The sequence below is a fragment of the Azospirillum brasilense genome (assembly GCF_022023855.1).
Lineage (GTDB): Bacteria > Pseudomonadota > Alphaproteobacteria > Azospirillales > Azospirillaceae > Azospirillum > Azospirillum brasilense_F.
On sequence record NZ_CP059450.1, the window covers coordinates 1,627,379 to 1,647,294 of the forward strand.

General features: G+C 69.3%; 14 protein-coding genes and 1 pseudogene. 7 read left to right on the forward strand and 8 right to left on the reverse strand.

All coding sequences use genetic code 11. The features are described from left to right. Window positions 1-179: 179 nt before the first annotated feature. Entirely contained in the window at window positions 180-731 is a 552-nt protein-coding gene (locus H1Q64_RS20865) for a YcbK family protein (RefSeq protein WP_237905442.1), read from the reverse strand. Between the two features lie 577 nt (window positions 732-1,308). On the opposite strand from H1Q64_RS20865, the gene H1Q64_RS20870 reads away from it, so the two are divergent. Continuing rightward, the gene (locus H1Q64_RS20870; protein ID WP_237905443.1) at window positions 1,309-3,126 is read left to right on the forward strand and encodes a hypothetical protein; all 1,818 of its coding nucleotides are present in this window, start codon (window positions 1,309-1,311) and stop codon (window positions 3,124-3,126) included. 62 nt (window positions 3,127-3,188) lie between these two features. Here H1Q64_RS20870 and H1Q64_RS20875 read toward each other — a convergent pair whose 3' ends face one another. Together H1Q64_RS20875 and H1Q64_RS20880 are read right to left on the reverse strand one after the other, a co-directional pair. Continuing rightward, the gene (locus H1Q64_RS20875) at window positions 3,189-3,383 is read right to left on the reverse strand and encodes a hypothetical protein (RefSeq protein WP_237905444.1); all 195 of its coding nucleotides are present in this window, start codon (window positions 3,381-3,383) and stop codon (window positions 3,189-3,191) included. 63 nt (window positions 3,384-3,446) lie between these two features. After that, window positions 3,447-3,632: a hypothetical protein gene (locus H1Q64_RS20880; RefSeq protein ID WP_014197993.1), complete on the reverse strand. Its 186-nt coding sequence runs from the start codon at window positions 3,630-3,632 to the stop codon at window positions 3,447-3,449. A gap of 296 nt (window positions 3,633-3,928) precedes the next feature. Here H1Q64_RS20880 and H1Q64_RS20885 point away from each other — a divergent pair. Further along, window positions 3,929-6,021 (forward strand): annotated as a pseudogene (locus tag H1Q64_RS20885) (YgiQ family radical SAM protein); the annotation flags it as partial. Between the two features lie 146 nt (window positions 6,022-6,167). Here H1Q64_RS20885 and H1Q64_RS20890 read toward each other — a convergent pair. Further along, entirely contained in the window at window positions 6,168-6,467 is a 300-nt protein-coding gene (locus H1Q64_RS20890) for a hypothetical protein (RefSeq protein WP_237906525.1), read from the reverse strand. Between the two features lie 453 nt (window positions 6,468-6,920). Between H1Q64_RS20890 and H1Q64_RS20895 the strand changes: the two genes are divergently transcribed. Next, a complete protein-coding gene (locus H1Q64_RS20895; protein ID WP_237905445.1) occupies window positions 6,921-7,712 on the forward strand; it encodes an NlpC/P60 family protein in 792 nt (263 codons plus the stop codon). Here H1Q64_RS20895 and cobA read toward each other — a convergent pair. The 4 genes from cobA to nirB form a co-directional block, all read right to left on the reverse strand. After that, complete coding sequence (cobA, locus tag H1Q64_RS20900; RefSeq protein WP_237905446.1) at window positions 7,635-8,594, reverse strand: uroporphyrinogen-III C-methyltransferase; 960 nt, start codon at window positions 8,592-8,594, stop codon at window positions 7,635-7,637. The genes H1Q64_RS20895 and cobA overlap by 78 nt on opposite strands. Next, entirely contained in the window at window positions 8,569-11,163 is a 2,595-nt protein-coding gene (locus H1Q64_RS20905) for a nitrate reductase (RefSeq protein WP_237905447.1), read from the reverse strand. The genes cobA and H1Q64_RS20905 overlap by 26 nt, the downstream gene beginning before the upstream one ends. Window positions 11,164-11,359: 196 nt before the next feature. Continuing rightward, the gene (nirD, locus tag H1Q64_RS20910) at window positions 11,360-11,716 is read right to left on the reverse strand and encodes a nitrite reductase small subunit NirD (RefSeq protein ID WP_200479402.1); all 357 of its coding nucleotides are present in this window, start codon (window positions 11,714-11,716) and stop codon (window positions 11,360-11,362) included. Window positions 11,717-11,722: 6 nt separating this feature from the next. After that, window positions 11,723-14,188 carry a nitrite reductase large subunit NirB gene (nirB, locus tag H1Q64_RS20915; RefSeq protein ID WP_237905448.1) on the reverse strand — a complete coding sequence of 822 codons (2,466 nt, stop codon included), beginning with the start codon at window positions 14,186-14,188 and terminating at the stop codon, window positions 11,723-11,725. A gap of 690 nt (window positions 14,189-14,878) precedes the next feature. On the opposite strand from nirB, the gene H1Q64_RS20920 reads away from it, so the two are divergent. The 4 genes from H1Q64_RS20920 to H1Q64_RS20935 all read left to right on the forward strand — a co-directional run bounded on the left by H1Q64_RS20920 (window position 14,879) and on the right by H1Q64_RS20935 (window position 19,778). Further along, a complete protein-coding gene (locus H1Q64_RS20920; RefSeq protein ID WP_211111042.1) occupies window positions 14,879-16,234 on the forward strand; it encodes a CmpA/NrtA family ABC transporter substrate-binding protein in 1,356 nt (451 codons plus the stop codon). A gap of 124 nt (window positions 16,235-16,358) precedes the next feature. Then, window positions 16,359-17,450: an ABC transporter permease gene (locus H1Q64_RS20925; protein ID WP_237905449.1), complete on the forward strand. Its 1,092-nt coding sequence runs from the start codon at window positions 16,359-16,361 to the stop codon at window positions 17,448-17,450. A 13-nt stretch (window positions 17,451-17,463) separates the two neighbouring features. Next, window positions 17,464-19,128 carry an ABC transporter ATP-binding protein gene (locus H1Q64_RS20930; RefSeq protein WP_237905450.1) on the forward strand — a complete coding sequence of 555 codons (1,665 nt, stop codon included), beginning with the start codon at window positions 17,464-17,466 and terminating at the stop codon, window positions 19,126-19,128. Window positions 19,129-19,175: 47 nt separating this feature from the next. Then, the gene (locus H1Q64_RS20935) at window positions 19,176-19,778 is read left to right on the forward strand and encodes an ANTAR domain-containing response regulator (RefSeq protein WP_237905451.1); all 603 of its coding nucleotides are present in this window, start codon (window positions 19,176-19,178) and stop codon (window positions 19,776-19,778) included. The last annotated feature ends 138 nt before the right edge of the window (window positions 19,779-19,916 follow it).

Here is a 19,916-nt window from a genome sequence, read left to right on the forward strand (position 1 = left end):
GTGGGGGTTAGCATGGGCTCCTCCCAAAGAGCTTCGGCCAGATCATTTGGCCTTCTTTTTCGGCTATGGTGCGCTTCCTCCGTCCTGCGCACAATCCACCCATCGGCTTAATGCCCTTCGCCCGATGCCCCCTGGCAAAAGGTTCTGCGACGAAAAGTCCCGATTCTGCGCCGCCACGCTCAGGCTCCCATCCAGCGCCGCGTCGGCCCGGTGTCCACATGGACGAAGTTCCGCTTGGCGTAGCAGCCCGCCCCGCCGTCGCCGAAGGACAGGGCGCAACGGTAAAGGTCCACCGCGCGCCGCCCCTGCAGGCGCAGGTCGACCGCCCGACCCTGCAGGTGCAGGCTCCCCGTCGCCGCACCCTTGACGCGGCGGTTGGTCTCCTGGGACCGGAAGGCCGACAGCACCTCGAACGGATGCTGGCTGTCCAGCTTCTCCTGCATCTCCGACAGACGGTTCAACAGAGCGAGATCGATGCGGTGGCAATCGTCGCTGCGATGGTCCCGCAGCACCCAGTCGATGCGGGCCATCGCCTCCGCGACCGGACGCCCCTCCGCCCAGTAGACGCCATCGAAGCTCTCTCTCGTCAGGCAATTGTAGATCCGCAGCGTACGCTCCGGCGCCGGTTCCCATGCCGCGGCGCTGCGGCTGTTGCAGACGCCGACCGCCACGGCGGCCCCCAGCCCGAAGATACCGCGGCGGGTCAGCGCGGACGCGACAGGCTGGTCCATCCGCGATTCTTGGGGAGACGTTTGAAAGGAGAGAACGGGACAGCGGCGGGACGGAACGTTCAGAGACGACAAAAAAGACGGCGACAAAAAAGACATGAAACCACCGATGCGTTGCGTTACCGAAGCCGAGAACAGGGGAAACCGGAAAATGTCGGCACGCCTTGTCGATGGCGGGGTCGACGGCGGGGGATGCGCGTCGGTGAGCCGGGCGTGCCGCGGGGATGGGAAAAACCTTCAGCCAGCGTTCGGGTCGTCCCGTGTCGAGTCCCCTGTCCGGCGGCGGATAACCCGGACAATGGCCCAACGGTTCCGCCGCGGCGGGTAGCATACGGTAGTTTACGCCCCGTTCGGCGGGGGTGCCCCTCGTCGCGTTCGGTCCGGTGACCCCGGCCTTTGGATGACTGCCTTATCCCAACGATCAGAGAAGCGGGCGGACTTCGGGAACATGGTCCGACCTAAAAGCACAGGGCCGATGGACATCGGTTTTTCTCGATGAAAGAATGCCGCCAGCACATCGACCCACCCCTTTTGAGAAAGATCGCTTGTCGTCTTTCTCAACGTTCGGGAGACGTCACGAATGACCGAGGAAACTCCGCCCGCGCAGGGGTGGGCATTGGATGATCGTGCCGTCAGGACTCAGCTTGAGCGGATTCTGGCGAGCGACCATTTCGACGCATCGGACCGCAACCGCCGCTTCCTGCGCTATGTGGTCGAGGAGTGCCTGGAGGGGCGGGCGCAGCAGATCAAGGCCTACTGCATCGCCGTCAGCGTCTTCAACCGTGAGCCGAGCTTCGACCCGCAATCCGATCCCATCGTGCGGTTGGAGGCCGGGCGGCTGCGCCGCAGCCTGGAACATTACTATCTCACCGCGGGCCGCAACGACCCGATCCGCATCGTCATCCCGAAGGGCGGCTATGCACCCCGCTTCGAACGGCTGAACGACGATCTGCCCCCTGCTCTGCCCGCCCCTCACGCCGTTCCGGAGGCGGAAACAGTGCGCAGGCCCGTTTCCCTGCGCATTGCCGGGTTGGCCGCCGTGGTGCTGATCGCCGTCGGGCTGGCCGGCTTGCTGGTCGGACGAAACCTCGCCACCTCCATCGACATGGAAGAGGCCCTGGCGCTCGGTCCGCATCCGATCACGGCCAGCGCGGAGCCGAGGGGGAACGAGCCGGCGCCGCCCCAGTCGACGATACTGTCGGCGGCCCCACCCGTGGCGGTCGATCCATCGATGCCCCTCGTGGTCGGCCCCTTCCGCACCACCGGCCAGTCGGCGGAGGACGGCGCGCTCGCTGCCATGCTGACCGACGAGATTGCCAGCAGCCTCGCCAATCGCACCGATCTTCCGGTGCGGATTGCCCCGCCGCCGACCGCCACCCTGCCCCGTCAAGGATTTCGCCTGTCCGGAAGCCTTCAGGGGCACGACGCCGCGGTGCGTCTGGTCGTGCACTTGACCGACCTCGCCACCGGGACGGTGCTGTGGTCCAGCAGCCTGGACCGACCGGCCGGGCCCGAGGGAGCGCCCACCCCACAAGCCTTGGCGGCCGACATCGTCGAGCCGCTGACCGCTGCGCAGGGTCCGCTGCTACCGGTTGCCACCGCGCGTCTGCGCACCAAACCGACCACCAGCCTGTCGCCGCGCGAGTGCGCCTTCCTCGCCACCGGTCGCCATGAAGTTCCGCCTGCCGAGCGAACCGCCCTGAGCGGTTGCCTGACCTCGGCTGCCAGCGCTCTGACGACCAACGCCAGCGAGTCCGCCCGGCTGTGGTCGGCGCTATCCCTTCTGCAGTCCGACGCGTATCGGACGGAACGGAACGACGACACCCTCAACGATGCCCTGGCGGCAGCCCTGCGCGCCACCGAACTGGAGCCGACCTCGCTGCGCCCGTTGACGGCGCTCTACACCGCCTATTGCCTGCGCGGGCAGTACGCTTCCTGCTTCGCCGCCGGCCAGCGCGCCTTGCGGGCGTCGCCCGGAAACGCCCATGTGCTCGGCGACCTCGGCCTCTGGCATGTCGAAGCCGGCCAACCCGCGAAGGGCCTGCCCTTGCTGGAGCAGGCGATGGAGCGCGACCCGGCGCAGCGGGAACGGCTCCTTCCCGCCTACAGCCTCGCCCTCCAGCGGCATGGGCACCCGGACAGCACGAAGCTGGAGTTCGAGGTGACCACCGCCGCCCCGGCCCAGGCCGCCCTGGCCGTCGCCTTCGTGCAGATGGGCCGGATGGACGAGGCCAAGGCCGCGGCGACGCGGGCTCTGGCGGCGGACCCCGATTTCGCCCGCCGCGCCGCGCGGGAGCAGCGCATCCAGCCCCTGCCCCCGACACTGGACGCGGCCATCCGCAGCAGCTATGCCATGGTCGGATTGGCCGCGCCCGCGGGCGAGAGCGTCACCCGGTAGCTCTCACACCCGGTAGCTCTCATACGACGTCGTATGATGAAACCGACGACGCTTCCGGCACGTCAGCCGGTCCCCGGCTGGACGGACCCGTCATCCTCTTCCGCCCGCCGCCGCAGCTCATCGGACGTGGTTCCGGCGGGAACGGCGTCCTGGAGCGTCCCGTCGCCGGGGGTCTTGGTCTTGTCCTCCAACGGGGAGTCCCTCCCCGCCTCGGCCCCCGCCTGGGAAGGGCTGTCGGGTGTCTTCTCTTCAGCCATGACGAACCTCCGCTTTGTTGTGGTTCCAGCGAACAACGTCCGTGGTGCCTGCGGGGGTCCCCGTCACGGCCGGGGTGCGCTGTCCGGAGAGTCGTCCGTGCCCGGCGCCTTATCCTTTCTGGTCTCGGCGCCCGGCCCTTCGATGTTCTGGAAGCCCATCTTCTCCTCGTCGATGGCGGGGTCGGCGCGGGTGTTCTTGATGTCGAGCGGCTCGTCGCGCTGGTCGCCGTAACGCTTGTCGGTGCTCATGATCCACTCCTGTCCATGGGGAAGGGCTTGCGTCTCAGCCCTTCCCAACAGGGTGCCGGGACACCTGTTGCGACAGGCCCCTTGCCGACGGCGGCCCGGCTGCACACATCACGGCGTCATAAACGCGTATAAAGTTGACCCCGACGGTCAGGCAATCCTTGACCGCGCCGCGGCACTTCCGTAGGGACTCGCGCGGTGGACCATGCCGGACATTGCCGGTATGAAACCGGCACCCGACCATCAAGCACCCCGCCCCGGCAGCGCACCGCGCACCGGCGGCCCGAACGGAGAGCGTCATGCTCAACGAAGCCACGCCCACCGTCGCCGTTCCGGCGGCGCGGGACATCTTCTCCCTCCCCCGGCACCGGACGGAGGCCCGGCGGCCGGCACCCTTCCTGCCGATGACGCGGGCGGAGATGGACCGGCTGGGCTGGGATTCCTGCGACATCGTGGTGGTGACGGGCGACGCCTATGTGGACCATCCCAGCTTCGGCATGGCGATCATCGGGCGGCTGCTGGAGGCGCAGGGCTTCCGCGTCGGCATCATCGCCCAGCCGGACTGGAGCAGCGCCGAGCCGTTCAAGGCGCTGGGCAAGCCGAACCTGTTCTTCGGAGTGACCGGCGGCAACATGGACTCGATGGTGAACCACTACACCTCCGACCGCCGCCTGCGCCACAACGACAGCTACACCCCCAACGACGAGGGCGGGAAGCGGCCCGACCGCGCGGTGATCGTCTACAGCCAGCGCTGCCGCGAGGCCTACAAGGACGTGCCCATCGTGCTCGGTGGCATCGAGGCGAGCCTCCGCCGCATCGCCCAGTACGACCATTGGAGCGAGAAGGTCCGCCGCTCCGTCCTCGTGGACTCCAAGGCGGACATCCTGTGCTACGGCAACGCGGAGCGCGCGATCATCGACGTCGCCCACCGCATCGCCGCCGGGGAAAAGGCGCGGGAGATCGACGACGTCCGCGGAACCTCCATCGTCCGCAGCCGCGTGCCGGATGGTTGGACCGTCATCGACAGCAGCAGCATCGACGAACTGACCCCCGCCGCCCCGCGCGCCGCCGGGGCCGACCGCACGGTGGTCCGCCTGCCCTCCTTCGAGCAGGTCAGCGCCGACAAGGTGCTCTACGCCCACGCCTCGCGCGTCCTGCACCAGGAGAGCAACCCCGGCAACGCCCGCGCGCTGGTGCAGCGGCACGGCGACCGCGAGGTCTGGCTGACCACGCCGCCGATCCCGCTGACCACGGCGGAGATGGACGGGGTCTACGGCCTGCCCTACGCCCGCGCCCCGCACCCGGCCTACGGCGACGCGCGCATCCCGGCCTGGGAGATGATCCGCTTCTCGGTGAACATCATGCGCGGCTGCTTCGGCGGCTGTTCCTTCTGCTCGATCACCGAGCATGAGGGGCGCATCATCCAGAGCCGGTCGGAGGAGTCGATCCTCAAGGAGGTCGAGGAGATCCGCGACAAGGTGAAGGGCTTCACCGGCGTCATCTCCGACATGGGCGGGCCGACCGCCAACATGTACCGCATGGCCTGCAAGGACCCGGAGATCGAGAAGGTCTGCCCGCCGCCCGTCCTGCGTCTTCCCGGACATCTGCAAGAACCTGAAACACCGACCACAGCGACCTGATCCAGCTCTACCGCAAGGCGCGCGCCATCCCCGGCGTGAAGAAGATCAACATCGCCTCGGGCCTGCGCTACGACCTCGCCGTCCGCAGCCCGGAGTATGTGAAGGAGCTGGTGACCCACCATGTCGGCGGTTACCTGAAGATCGCGCCGGAGCACACGGAGCCCGGCCCGCTGTCCAAGATGATGAAGCCGGGCATCGGCACCTACGACCGCTTCAAGGAGATGTTCGAGAAGGCGGCCAAGGCGGCGGGCAAGAAGCTCTACCTGATCCCCTACTTCATCGCCGCCCACCCCGGCACCAGCGACGAGGACATGATGAATCTCGCTTTGTGGCTGAAGCGGAACGGCTTCAAGGCCGATCAGGTGCAGACCTACCTGCCCTCCCCCATGGCGCTCGCCACGGCGATGTACCACAGCGACCGCAACCCGCTGCGCCCGATCCGCCGCGAGGGCTCGGAGACGGTGTTCTCGGCCAAGGGGCTGAAGCAGCGCCGCCTGCACAAAGCCTTCCTGCGCTACCACGACCCGGAGAACTGGCCGGTGCTGCGCGACGCGCTGAAGGCGATGGGCCGCAGCGACCTGATCGGGCCGGGCGAACACCAGCTCGTTCCGGCTTGGCAGACGACGGGTGGCGTTGGCAAGGCGGAGAAATCCGGAGCGGACAGGCCGAAGCCGGGCAAGACCTTCTACACCCAGCAGGCCGGCAAGGGCCGCCGGACGCCGGTCAAGGCCGGCAAGCCGACGGGAAGGGCAAGGTAGCCCTCGCCCCTCCGGGGAGAGGGAGGGGACCCGCGCCGTAGGCGTGGGGAGGGTGAGGGGGATGCGCGTGTCGGTGTGTTCGGCAAATGCACAACCCCCTCACCTTAACCCTCTCCCCAGGGGGGAGAGGGGATGGAGGCTCAGCAGCCGTTGAGCGCCTTGATCCGTTCGATCAGGGCCAGCCCGTCGCGCTCGGCCAGCGCGACTTCGGCGGCGCCGTCGCAGGCGCGGCCGCTCACATGGACGTAATGGTAGCGCACGCGCACGGCGTCCCGGCCGATGGGCTCCGCGGCCAGCAAGCGGACGGGAACGCTCATGTTGCCGTAGAAGCGGTTCATCGACGCGATGTCGTAGGCCCCGCTGCCCCGCTTTTCGGGAATGACGTAGGTGTTGGCCCGCGCGGCGTCGGCCTGACCCAAGGCGTCATAGAAGGCGCGCACCGCCGCGACCCCGTCGGTCGGTCGGGGGCGCGGCGTGGGCGGATGGATTTGGGCCGGGTCAGCGCTCGCGGCGGGCTGCGGGATGGGCGCAGGGTTGGCTGCGGGCTGACCCGGCCGGACCACCGTGGCCGCCGGGGACGGCTGCGGTGGAACGGGGACCGGCGAGGCAGGGGGCTGCTCTACCGCCGGAGAAGGAGCCGGAGAGGGAACGGGAGTCGGCACGAGCCGCAGGGGACCTTGTGTGGCCATTTGGGGGGCCGTCTGCGCGGCGGCCGCACCGGCCAGCAGACATGCCCCTGTCGCCGCCGCGAGCCCCAGACGCCTCACCCGGTTGCCCATCGCACTCTCCTGTCGAAAAGCGTCAAATCCATAGCAAATCCCCGTTTGCCGGAGGATTGTCCGGAACGGTCCTCTGGCTTGCATTCCGGCGGGGCGGGCTCTAGCGTGACCGGCATGACCGATGCACAGACCACCCCGATCCGCCGGCTCGCCGCCCCGCAGGCCGTTCTTCTGGAACAGCCGAGGCACGGCGTCCCGCAAACCAGCGAGATGCTGTTCGGTGAAACATGTACGCCGCTCGACCGCGACGGCGACTGGGTGAAGGTGGAAAACCGCACCGACGGGCATGTCGGCTGGCTGCCCCTCGGAACGGACCTGAGGGAACCGGTCTCCCCGACCCACCGCGTGTCCGGACGCGTGGCGAACCTGCACCCGGCGCCCACCCACAAGGCGGTGCCCGTGGCGGCGCTGAGCTTCGGCAGCCTCGTCACGGTGGCGGAGCAAGCCGACGCCCAGTGTCCAGGGGGCTGGGTCCGGCTGGACAACGGGCTGTGGACCTTCGGCAAGCTGCTGGAACCGGTGGCCGTGCCGCTGGACCACGTTCCGGTGGAGACGGCGCTGCGCTTCCTGGAGACGCCCTATGTCTGGGGCGGGCGGAGCGCCTTCGGCATCGACTGCTCCGGCCTCGTTCAGGTGGCGCTTGGGGCGGCGGGAATCACCACCCACCACAGCAGCGGGATGCAGCGCAACGACGACCGGCTGGGGCCGATGCTGTCCACAGACGGTCAGGGGATGGACTATCGCCGCGGCGACATCGTGTTCTTCCCCGGCCATGTCGGCATCATGCTGGACGGCGCCACGCTGCTGCACGCCACCGTCTTCACCATGTCAGTCGTGACCGAGCCCCTGGCCGACGTGGCTGCCCGTGCCGAGGGCATCACCGGTGTGCGCCGCCCCAACTTCTAGCACCCGGTCCTCTAGCGCCCAGCCGATCAGAAGCAGCGTCGGCCCGTCGCCCGCCGCCACGCCCCGCTCGGCCATGGCGCCCAGCGTCGTGCGGTGGTGGCGCTCGTCGGGGCGGCAGCCGTTCTCCACCGCCAGCACCGGCGTGTCGGAGGACAGCCCGCCCGCAGTCAGGCCGCGCCCGACGCGGCGGGCGGCCTCGCGGCCCATGTAGATCGCCAGCGTGCCCTTGGGGTCGGCCAGCCGCGCCCAGTCCGGCTCGGTCGCGTCCCCCTCGCGCGCGTGGGCGGTGACGAAGGTGACGGCGCGCGACACGCCGCGCTTGGTCAGCGACAGCCCGGCGCTGGACGCGCAGCCGAGTGCCGCGGTGATGCCGGGAATCACCGACACGCTGATTCCGACACGCTCCAGATGCTCGATCTCCTCGCCGGCCCGGCCGAAAATCATCGGGTCGCCGCCCTTCAGCCGGACGGTGCGCCGCCCGCTGCGGGCCTGCGCCGCAATCAGATCGTTGATGGCCTCCTGCGAGTGGGAATGCTTGCCCGACCGCTTGCCGACGCAGATCAGTTCCGCACCCGGCTGCGCCAGGGCGAGAATGCCCGGCCCGACGAGGTGATCGTAGAGGATCACCTCGGCCTGCGCGATGGCCCGCGCCGCCGCGACGGTCAGCAGGTCGGGGTCCCCCGGCCCGGCGCCGACCAGAGTGACGTGCGGGGTCCGCGTGCCCGCCTGCGGAATGGCGCGGGCGACGCGGCGGGCCGTGCGCGGGCGCAGCGCCGAGCCCAGCGCGGCGCGCAGGGCGACGATGAAGTTGAAACGCTTGCCCCCGGACTGGGAGACAAGCCCCTCACACCAATCTTCAAGCCACATGGCAGCGCTGGGCATCGGCAAGGATCTCCTTGAGTTCGGGAATGCAGGAGCCGCAGTTGGTCCCGGCCCGCAGGGCCGTTCCGACCTCCTGGACCGTGGTCAGGCCTTGGCTTTGGATGGCGGCGATCAGGCGGTTGACACCGACGCCGAAGCAGGAACAGACCGTCCGCCCCTCGTCCGCGACCGGGACCGGCGACCGTCCGGAGAGCAGAGCGCGGCGGGCGGCACCGTCCAACGCCTCCGCCGACAGCCGATCGACCAGCCAGCCGCGGCTGGGCAGAGCGCCAGAGGTGGAGAGGAACAGGCAGGCTTCCAACCGGTCGTGGGTCACCCAGGCGCGGCGCAGCACGCCGCGGGCCGTGTCGCTGTAATCGACGGTCGCCCCGGCGAAGCCGAACTCCAGCGCTTCCGGAGCGGGCAGGGCGCCCTCGCCGGCCAGCTCGATCAGGTGGCCGCCGGGGACGGCGCGGCGGGACCAGTAGCCGCCATGGGCGGGCTCCACAGGCTCGCGGGCGATCAGGAAGCCGGTCCAGGCGGCGGGGTAGGGGGTGACCGTCACCGGCATCCGCTTCAGGTCTGGCTGGCCCGACACCGGGTCCACGGCCCTGTCGTCCACCAGCCGCCCGACGACGCAGGAGGCGGTGAAGCGGTCGGTCCAGTGCATGGGCAGGAAGGCTTCCCCCGCCCGCTGCGCCTCGGTCACGCGCAGCCGGGCCAACGCCGTGCCGATGGGGGTCGAGAGGCTGACCAGGGCGCCATCCGCCAAGCCGCGCGCCGCCGCATCCTGCGGGTGGAGATCCAGACAGGGTTCTGGCGCGTGGGCGGAGAGGCGCGGTGACAGGCCGGTGCGCGTCATGGTGTGCCACTGGTCGCGCAGGCGCCCGGTGTTCAACATCAGCGAACCCGGCTCGGCGAAACGGGGCAGGGGGCGGGAGGTGACGGGGACGAAGCGCGCCCGCCCATCCTCGGTGAAGAAGCGCCCGTCGGTGCAGAGACGGCGCGTCGGATCCTCGCCGACCCGCCGCGGCCAGGGGGCGGGAGCCAGCGTTTCAAATTCAGCGTCGGACAGCCCGGCAAGACCGCCGATGTCGAAAGCGCGGGTGCCACCGTTCTCGAAGGCGGAGAGGGCGGCGTGCTCGCGGAAGACGTCGGCGGGCGTCTCGTAGGGGAAGGCGGCGGCATGGCCCAGGACGCGGGCGACCTGGGTGACGATCCACCAGTCGGGCCGCGCCTCGCCCGCCGGGGCACGGAAAGCCCGCTGGCGGGAGATCGTCCGGTCGGAGTTGGTGACGGTGCCGTCCTTCTCGCTCCAGCCCGCGGCGGGCAGGCGGATGTGGGCCAGCCGTGCCGTGTCGGTGTCGGCAATGCAGTCGGAGACGATGACCGTCTCGCAGTTTGCCAGCGCGCGGCGGACGCGGGCGGCGTCGGGCATGCTGACCGCCGGGTTGGTCGCCATGACCCAGACGGCGCGCACCGTGCCCTCCTCCACCGCGCGGAACAGGTCCACCGCCTTCAGGCCGGGCTTGTCCGCCACGCGCGGCGCGTTCCAGAAGCGGCGCAGCCGGTCCACCGACTCCGGCTCGAACCCCATATGGGCGGCGAGCTGGTTGGCGAGCCCGCCGACCTCGCGCCCGCCCATGGCGTTGGGCTGGCCGGTGACCGAGAAGGGCCCCATGCCCGGCGCGCCGATCCGCCCGGTCAGGAAATGGACGTTCAGGATGGCGTTCACCGTGTCCGTCCCCTGCGAGGACTGGTTCACCCCTTGGGAGTAAACGGTGACGGTGCGACGGACCGTTGCGACTTCAGCGTAGAAGGCCTCGATTTCGGCCAGCGGCAGACCGCAGCGGGCGGCGACATGGGCGGGGGAGGGCGCGTCGGCGCGCGCCGCCTCCAGCGCCTTGGCCAGACCGGCGGTGTGCTCCGCAACGAAACGGGCGTCGATCAGGCCGCGGTCGGCGAGGTGGACGAGCAGCCCGTTGAACAGCAGGGCGTCGGTGCCGGGCCGGATGGGCAGGTGGCGGTCGGCCCCGTCCACCGTGGCGGTGCGGCGCGGGTCAATGGCTATAATGCGGGTGCCGCGCGCCCGCTTGGCCGCCAGAAGCCGCTGATTGAGGATCGGGTGGCACCAGGCGAGGTTGGAGCCGACCAGCAGGACCAGATCGGCTTCGTCCAGGTCCTCGTAGGTCACCGGCACCGCGTCGGCCCCAAAGCCGCGCTTGTGGCCGGCCACGCTGGAGGCCATGCAGAGGCGCGAGTTGGTGTCGATGTTGGCGGTGCCGAGGAAGCCCTTCGCCAGCTTGTTGACGGCGTAATAGTCCTCGGTCAGCAATTGGCCGGAGACGTAGAAGGCCACCGAGTCCGGCCCGTGTTTGGCGATGGTGTCGGACAGGCGCGCTGCGACGGCGGCGATGGCCTCGTCCCAGGCGACGCGCCGCCCGTCCACCTGCGGGTGGAGCAGTCGTTCGCCGAGACCCAGCGTGTCGGGCAGATTGGTGCCCTTGGAGCAGAGCTTGCCGCGGTTGGCGGGATGGTCGGGGTCGCCGGAGACGGTGACGGTGCCGTCGGCGGAGACGGAGGCCAGCACGCCGCAGCCGACGCCGCAATAGGGGCAGGTGGTGCGGATGGGCTTCCCCGCCGCGATTTTCCTCTCCCCTCTGGGGAGAGTGAAGGGTGAGAGGGTTGCGCGTGGCGGTGCGTCCGGCACAAGCGCACCCCCCTCACCCCAACCCTCTCCCCAGAGGGGAGAGGGGGAAGAAGGAGGGGGAAAGGGGCTGTCAGCGTCACCCATGGCCACACCCTCCGCGGCCCGGACGGAAGGCGGCCAGCCCGAGTTGCACCGCGCCGTCCACCACCCGCACTGGGCAGTGCCCGGCGCAGCCCTCGTCCGGGCCGACCGCTTCGCCGCTGGCGAGGTCGATCACCCAGCTGTGCAGCGGGCAGGTCACCCGCGCTCCATGGACGATGCCCTGCGACAGCGGCCCGCCGGCGTGCGGGCAGCGGTCCTCCAGCGCGTAGACCTCGTCCGCCACGGTGCGGAACAGGGCGATGTCGCCGTAGGCGGTCCGCACCACGCGGGACCCCTGGCGGGGAATGTCCTCGACCGAGCCGACGGTGATCCAGGAAATACTCTGATCCATGTGTCGTTACCCCACCTGAGCGAGCGGCGCGAATTCGTGACGGTCCACCGACCCGCTGGCCCGCTCGGCCCAGGGATCGTCCTGCGAAAAGCTCTGGGAGAAGAGGAAGCGGGCGTTGAGGGCCGCCCGGCCTTCCGCGTCGTCGACCAGCCGGCGCTTCACGTACTCCAGCCCGACGCGCTCCAGCCACGGGGCGGTGCGCTCCAGGTAACGGGCCTCCTCGCGGTAGAGCTGCATGTAGGCGCCGGTGTATTCCAGCACCTCCGCCTCGGTCTCCACCTTCACCAGCAGGTCGCAGGCCCGGACATGCATGCCGCCGTTGCCGCCGACATGCAGCTCGTAGCCGCTGTCCACGCAGACGACGCCCAGGTCCTTGATGGTGGCCTCCGCGCAATTGCGCGGGCAGCCGGAGACGGCCAGCTTCACCTTGTGCGGGGTCCAGGTGCCCCAGGTCATCCGTTCCAGCTTGACGCCGAGGCCGGTGCTGTCCTGCGTGCCGAAGCGGCACCATTCCGACCCGACGCAGGTCTTCACGGTGCGCAACCCCTTGGCGTAGGCGTGGCCCGACACCATGCCGGCGGCGTTGAGGTCCGCCCACACCGCGGGCAGGTCCTCCTTCTTGACGCCGAACAGGTCGATGCGCTGGCCGCCGGTCACCTTCACCGTGGGGATGGCGAACTTGTCCACCACGTCGGCGATGGCGCGCAGTTCCTTGGCGCTGGTCAGCCCGCCCCACATGCGCGGGACGACGGAGTAGGTGCCGTCCTTCTGGATGTTGGCGTGGACGCGCTCGTTGATGTAGCGGGACCGGCTGTCGTCCTTGTACTCACCCGGCCATTCGCAGAGCAGGTAGTAATTCAGCGCCGGGCGGCAATGGTGGCAGCCGTCGGGCGTGCGCCATTCCAGCCGCTGCATCACGTCGGGGATGGATTTCAAGTTCAGCGCGGTGATGGCCCGGCGCACCTCGTCGTGGGTGCGGTCGGTGCATTTGCACATCGGCTTGGCCTTCGCCTCGCCCGCGTAGCCGTCACCCAGCGTCAGGGCCAGAAGCTGCTCCACCTGCCCGGTGCAGCTTCCGCAGGAGGCTGAGGCTTTGGTATGAGCCCGCACCTCGTCCAGGCTGGACAGGCCCTTCTCGGTGATCGCCGTGACGATGGTGCCCTTGCACACGCCGTTGCAGCCGCAGATCTCCGCACTGTCGGGGAGCGCCGCAACGGCGGCCTTAGGGTTTGCCGTCCCCTCGCCTCCAAAGCTCTGGCCGAAGATCAGGGTGTCGCGGACCGGCGCGACTTCCGTGCCATCCTTCAGCATCTGGAAGTACCAGCCGCCGTCCTTGGTGTCGCCGTAGAGCACGGCGCCGAGGATGCGGTTTTCCTTGACCACGACGCGCTTGTAGACGCCGCGGGCGGCGTCGCGGAACACGATGTCCTCGCAGTCCTTGCCGCCGGTGAAGTCGCCCGCCGAGAAGACGTCCACCCCCGTCACCTTCAGCTTGGTCGAGGTGACGGAGCCGGTGTAGGCGGCCTCCGTACCGCCGGCCAGCCGGGCGGCGGCGACCTTGGCCATCTCGAACAGCGGGGCGACGAGGCCGTAGGTCTGGCCGCGATGCTCCACGCACTCTCCGACCGACAGGATCGCCGGGTCGGAGGTGGTCATGGCGTCGTCCACCTGGATGCCGCGCCCGCAGGCCAGCCCCGCCGCCTTGCCCAGCGTCGTGTTCGGGCGGATGCCCACGGCCATGACCACCAGATCGGCGGGAAGCTCCTGCCCATTTTTCAGGCGAACCGCAGAAACCCGCTCATTGCCCACAATTTCAGCAGTGTCGGCGCCGGTCAACACGGTGATGCCGCGGCGTTCCAGCTCGTGCCGCAGCAGCGCCCCGGCGGAGCGGTCGAGCTGCCGTTCCATCAGCGTGTCCATCAGGTGCAGGACCGTGACGTCCATGCCTTTGACCTTCAAGCCGTTGGCCGCCTCCAGCCCGAGCAGGCCGCCGCCGATGACCACGGCGCGCCCGCCCCTGGCCGCCGCCTCCAGCATCGTGTCGACGTCGGCGAGGTCGCGGAAGCCGACGACGCCGGGCAGGGTAGCGCCGGGAACCGGGATGATGAAGGGAGTGGAGCCGGTGGCGATCAGCAGCCTGTCGTAGGGAACGGTCAGGCCGGACATCGCCGTGACAGTGCGGTTCGCGCGGTCGATCACCTCCACCCGGTCGCCGGTCAACAGCTTGATTCCGTTGGCCTCGTACCAATCGCGCCCGTTCAGCACGATCTGCTCGAAGGTCTTCTCCCCGGCCAGCACGGGGGAGAGCATGATGCGGTTGTAGTTGGGGTGCGGCTCGGCGCCGAAGACGGTGATGTCGTAACGGTCCGGCGCCTTGGCCAGCAGCTCCTCCAGCGTGCGGATGCCGGCCATGCCGTTGCCGACGACGACCAGCCGTTCGCGCGGGGTGGATGGATTGGTGTGCGTGCTCATGCTGTGTGCCCTCTTGCGAGGCCGCGAGGCCGAAAAGAAAAAGGCGCCCGAAGCCCTGGGGACTCCCGCGGGATTCCCAGGGTTTCGGACGCCGTTGTCCGGGTGGTTCGCCGTCGAACCGGCCATGGCGCCGTTGCCCTGGCCCTGATCTGCCCGTCCTTCTGGCAAGCCGCGTGCCAACACCGGCACCAAGGTATGAGAAAGGGACCGGAATGGCGGATTTCCGCCATTTTCAGGGTTTCGCCGCGGCTGGTCGATGACGGGAGTGTCGGGACCAAAACACGCGCTTTTGTCCTGCATCGAACAAAAAGCGGTCCGAAAGCCGACAAATTGTGCAATGCGGCACCACCAAGGTACTAGCACAAGGAATAGGCAATTCGCGTCAAAGCCGCAGAAACAAAGACCTTTGGCTCTGTTTTGACACCTACTCAACCTTTGGCATGGTCCTTGCGAGAGGAACGGCGGGACGCGCCAACGGCGGTGCGTCCATCCCATACGCCCAAGGTTGGGCCCCTCGGCACCGTCGCTGACCCGGTTCGACAGCCCTTCGTGGCTGGAGAGCCCTCAACGGCGCGTCGCCGGTGGGGCGTTGGATCGAGGTCGGGCGTGCCGCGGGGTTCCGGAACGAGAGATGGAGCGACCGACGTGACCCGAGACGTGATCCGACTTCCCGCCTCCCCCCGCACCGCCCTGCTGTCCGCCGCCGCCACGCTGGCGCTGACGCTCGGGTCCGCCCAGGCCGCTCCGCTCGACGTGGAGAAGGACCAGCTCAAGCTGGGCTTCATCAAGCTGACCGACATGGCCCCGCTCGCCATCGCCGCGGAGAAGGGCTTCTTCGAGGACGAGGGCCTGTCGGTGACGCTGGAGCCGCAGGCCAACTGGAAGGTGCTGCTCGACCGCGTCATCTCCGGGGAGCTGGACGGCGCCCACATGCTGGCCGGTCAGCCTCTGGGCGCGACCATCGGCTTCGGCACCCAGGCCAACGTGGTGACCGCCTTCTCGATGGACCTGAACGGCAACGGCATCACCCTGTCGAACGAGGTGTGGGAGCGGATGAAGCCCAACCTGCCCAAGGGACCGGACGGCAAGCCGCTGCACCCGATCAAAGCCGACGCGCTGAAGCCGGTCATCGCCCAGTACCGGGCGGAGGGCAAGCCCTTCACCATGGGCATGGTCTTCCCCGTCTCCACCCACAATTACGAGCTTCGCTACTGGCTGGCCGCCGGCGGCATCAACCCCGGCTATTACGCCCCCAACGACGTGTCGGGGCAGATCCAGGCTGATGCCCTGCTGTCGGTCACCCCGCCGCCGCAGATGCCGGCGACTCTGGAGGCCGGGACCATCTTCGGCTACAGCGTCGGCGAGCCGTGGAACCAGCAGGCGGTGATGAAGGGCATCGGCGTGCCGGTCATCACCGACACCGAGATCTGGAAGAACAACCCGGAGAAGGTCTTCGGCGTCACCGAGGGCTGGGCCGCCAAGAATCCCAAGACCCATCTGGCGCTGGTCAAGGCGCTGATCCGCGCCGCCATGTGGCTGGACGAGAACGACAACGCCAACCGCGCCGAGGCGGTGAAGATCCTGGCGAAGTCGGAGTATGTGGGGGCCGACGCCAAGGTCATCGCCAACTCGATGACCGGCACCTTCGAGTATGAGAAGGGCGACAAGCGGGCGGTTCCCGACTTCAACGTCTTCTTCCGCTACAACGCCACCTATCCCTTCTATTCCGACGCCGTCTGGTACCTGACGCAGATGCGCCGCTGGGGCCAGATCGCCGAGGCCAAGCCGGACTCCTGGTACGACGAGACCGCCCGCAAGGTCTACAAGCCGGAGATCTACCTGAAGGCCGCGCGGCTGCTGGTGGAGGAGGGCAAGGCCAAGGAGGCCGATTTCCCCTGGGCCAGCGACGGCTACAAGCCGCTGGACGAGGGCTTCATCGACGGCATCGCCTACGACGGCCGCAAGCCCAACGAATACCTGACCAAGCTGCCCATCGGCCTGAAGGGCGGGCAGGCGCTGCAGGGCGGCCAACTGGTCGGCGGTTGAGACTGCGGACTTCCGAATTCCGCGCAGAGGCTGCGACGGGCCCCCACCCTAACCCTCCCCCGCTTCGCAGGGGAGGGCCGGGGTGGGGGCCGCGGCGCCCCGCGCCAAACAGAAAGATCACCCCATGACCAGCGTGACCGAAGCCTCCACCCTCTCCACCGCCGAGGCGATGCGCGCCCGGCGCAAGGCCCGCCTCGCCCACAGCCTGAACCGTGCCGCCGCCACCCTGCAGATCGTCGGGCTCGGCTGGCTCGGCCCGCTGCTGCGCATGGCCGCCGGGGACAGCCCGCGCCAGCAGGGGCGGGAGCTGTGGCAGCAGATGGGCGTGCCGCTGACCGCCCTGATGCTGTTCCTCGCCGCCTGGGCGTGGCTGGCGCCGCAGGTGAACACCAGCCTGGGCGCCATCCCCGGCCCGGCCCAGGTGTGGGAGCAGGTGGGCGTCCTCCACGCCGACCATAAGGCCGAACGCGCCAAGGAGGCCGCCTTCTACGACCGGCAGGCCAAGCGCAACGCCGAGCTGCTGGCCAAGGACCCGGCCGCGGAGGTGAAGACCCGCCCCTACGCCGGCAAGCCGACCTATCTGGACCAGATCGTCACCAGCCTGAAGACGGTGTTCACCGGCTTCCTGCTCGGCGCGCTTGTGGCGGTGCCGCTGGGGGTGGCCTGCGGCCTGTCGCGCACGGTCAACGCGGCGATGAATCCGCTAATCCAGATCTTCAAGCCGGTGTCGCCGCTGGCTTGGCTGCCGCTGGTCACCATGGTGGTCAGCGCCACCGTGTCGAGCGACAACCCGACCTTCGAGAAGTCCTTCCTGACCTCCGCCATCACGGTCACGCTCTGCTCGCTGTGGCCGACGCTGATCAACACGGCGGTCGGCGTTTCCTCCATCGACAAGGACCTGATGAATGTCGGCAAGGTGCTGCAGCTCTCCGGCCCGACGATGGTGCGCCGGCTCGTGCTGCCCTCGGCGCTGCCCTACATCTTCACGGGTCTGCGGCTGTCGCTGGGTGTGGGCTGGATGGTGCTGATCGCGGCGGAGATGCTGGCCCAGAACCCCGGCCTCGGCAAGTTCGTGTGGGACGAGTTCCAGAACGGCTCCTCCTCCTCGCTCGCCCGCATCATGGTGGCGGTCTTCACCATCGGCCTGATCGGCTTCCTGCTCGACCGCGTCATGCTGGCCTTCCAGGCCGCCGTCTCCCACACCGGCACCCGCTGAGGAGTCCCCGAGCATGGCCATCCTTGAGCTGAAAAACGTCGCGAAGTCCTATGGCGGGACCGAGGTGCTGCGCGGCATCGACCTGTCCATCGCGGAGGGGGAGTTCGTCGCCATCGTCGGCTTCTCCGGCGCCGGCAAGACCACGCTGGTCAACCTGATGGGCGGGCTGGCCGCCCCCGACGCGGGCGAGGTGCTGTTCCGCGGCGCGCCGGTGCGCGGGCCGGGGGCGGAGCGCGGCGTCGTGTTCCAGAACTACTCGCTGATGCCCTGGCTGAGCGTGAAGGACAATGTGGCGCTGGCCGTGGACGCCGTGCACAAGGGCAAGCCGTCGCCGGAGCGCGGCGTGCTCGCCCGCCGGGCGGTGGAAACGGTCGGCTTGGGCCACGCCACCGACCGCCGCCCCAAGGAGCTGTCGGGCGGCATGCGCCAGCGCGTCGGCTTCGCCCGCGCGCTGGCCATGAGCCCGGAAATGCTGCTGCTCGACGAGCCGCTGTCGGCGCTGGACGCGTTGACCCGCGCCAAGCTCCAGGACGAGATCGAGGCGATCTGGCGCAAGGACCGCAAGACCGTCGTGCTGATCACCAACGACGTGGACGAGGCGATCCTGCTGGCCGACCGCATCATCCCGCTGACGCCGGGTCCGGGGGCGACGCTCGGCCCCGCCTTCGCGGTGGATCTGCCACGCCCGCGCGACCGCACCGCCGTGAACCACGATCCCGACTTCAAGCGCCTGCGCGCCGAGGTCACGGCGTGGCTGATGGAGGCCGGGGCCAGCCGCGCCGCCGCCGCGGTGGACGAGACCCTGACCCTGCCGGCGGCGACGCCGATCACCGCCGCGCCGCCGCCCAAGGCCTATCTGGCCGGGCAAGCCGGCGGCCTGTCCGACGACCGCTACGTCGAGTTCAGCCGGGTCACCAAGACCTTCGCCACGCCGAAGGGGCCATTGACCGTGGTGGACGGCTTCGACCTGAAGATGCGCAAGGGGGAGTTCATCTCCCTGATCGGCCATTCGGGCTGCGGCAAGTCCACCGTCCTGTCGATGGTCGCCGGGCTGGCCGACGTTTCCAGCGGCGGCATCGTGCTGGACGGCAAGGAGGTCGTCGGCGCCGGCCCCGACCGCGCGGTGGTCTTCCAGGCGCCCAGCCTGTTCCCCTGGCTGACCGCGCTGGAGAACGTCATGCTGGGAGTGGACCGCGTCTACCCGCTGGCCGGCCGGGGGGAGCGCAACGACATCGCCCGCTACTACCTGTCGCGCGTCGGGCTGGGCGATGCCATGCACAAGAAAGCGGCGGAGCTGTCCAACGGCATGAAGCAGCGCGTCGGCATCGCACGGGCCTTCGCCCTGTCGCCGAAGCTGCTGCTGCTGGACGAGCCCTTCGGCATGCTGGACAGCCTGACCCGTTGGGAGCTTCAGGAGGTGCTGATGGAGGTGTGGGCGCGCACCCAGGTCACCGCCATCTGCGTCACCCACGACGTTGACGAGGCGATCCTGCTGGCCGACCGTGTGGTGATGATGTCCAACGGGCCGAACGCCCGCATCGGCCACATCTTTGAGGTGGACATCCCCCACCCCCGGACCCGGCAGGCCCTGCTGGAGCATCCCCGTTACTACGCCTACCGGGAGGAGCTGCTGAACTTCCTGGAAGGCGGGCATCACGGGACGGTGAAGGCGGCGTGAAGTGGGCGGCGTGAAGTGGGCGGCGTGACGGGGAGGGCGGAGCGGCCATGGCAAACAAACCCCTGACCATTCTGGTGGCCGGCCCCGACGCCGACGCCACGCGGCCGGTGGAGGACGGCTTGGCCGGGGCGGGGGGCCGCGACCGGGTCGCCGACCGGATCGTCGTGGTCCATGGCCTCGCCGACCTGCCAGCCCGCCTCGCCGCGCTGGCGCCGGACGCGGTCGTCGCTGTTTTGGAAACATCGGCCCCAGCGGCGTTGGACGGTGTCTTCCGGCTGGCCCGGTCGGGAGCCTGCGCCGTCGTCCTCTTCGCCGACAAAGCCCCGCCAGGGGCGGCGGCGCAGGCGGCGGAGGCCGGGGTCGCCGCCTTCGTGCTGGACGGGTTGCATCCCGCCCGCGTGCGGCCGATCCTGGAAACCGCGCTGGCCAGATTCGCTGCTTTTGAAACGCTGAAACGCGAACGCGACGAGGCGCGCACACAGCTCGCCGACCGCAAGCTGATCGAGCGGGCGAAGGGCATCCTGATGCAGCAGAAGTCCCTAACGGAGGAGGCGGCCTACAACGCCCTGCGCAAGGCGGCCATGAAGCAGGGCCGCCGCATCGCCGACATCGCGCAAAGCGTCATCACCGCCGCCCAGATCGAGCTTTGACGCGTTTCAAAACAAGGACTTCAGGCGGAAATGATACTGAACAGATATTTCACTTCCTAGACTGGAAGGCCGATGTTCGAGCGGCCTTGTGACGGTGTGTCCCAACAACAATGCCAAAGCTTGCGAGTCGCGACAAGC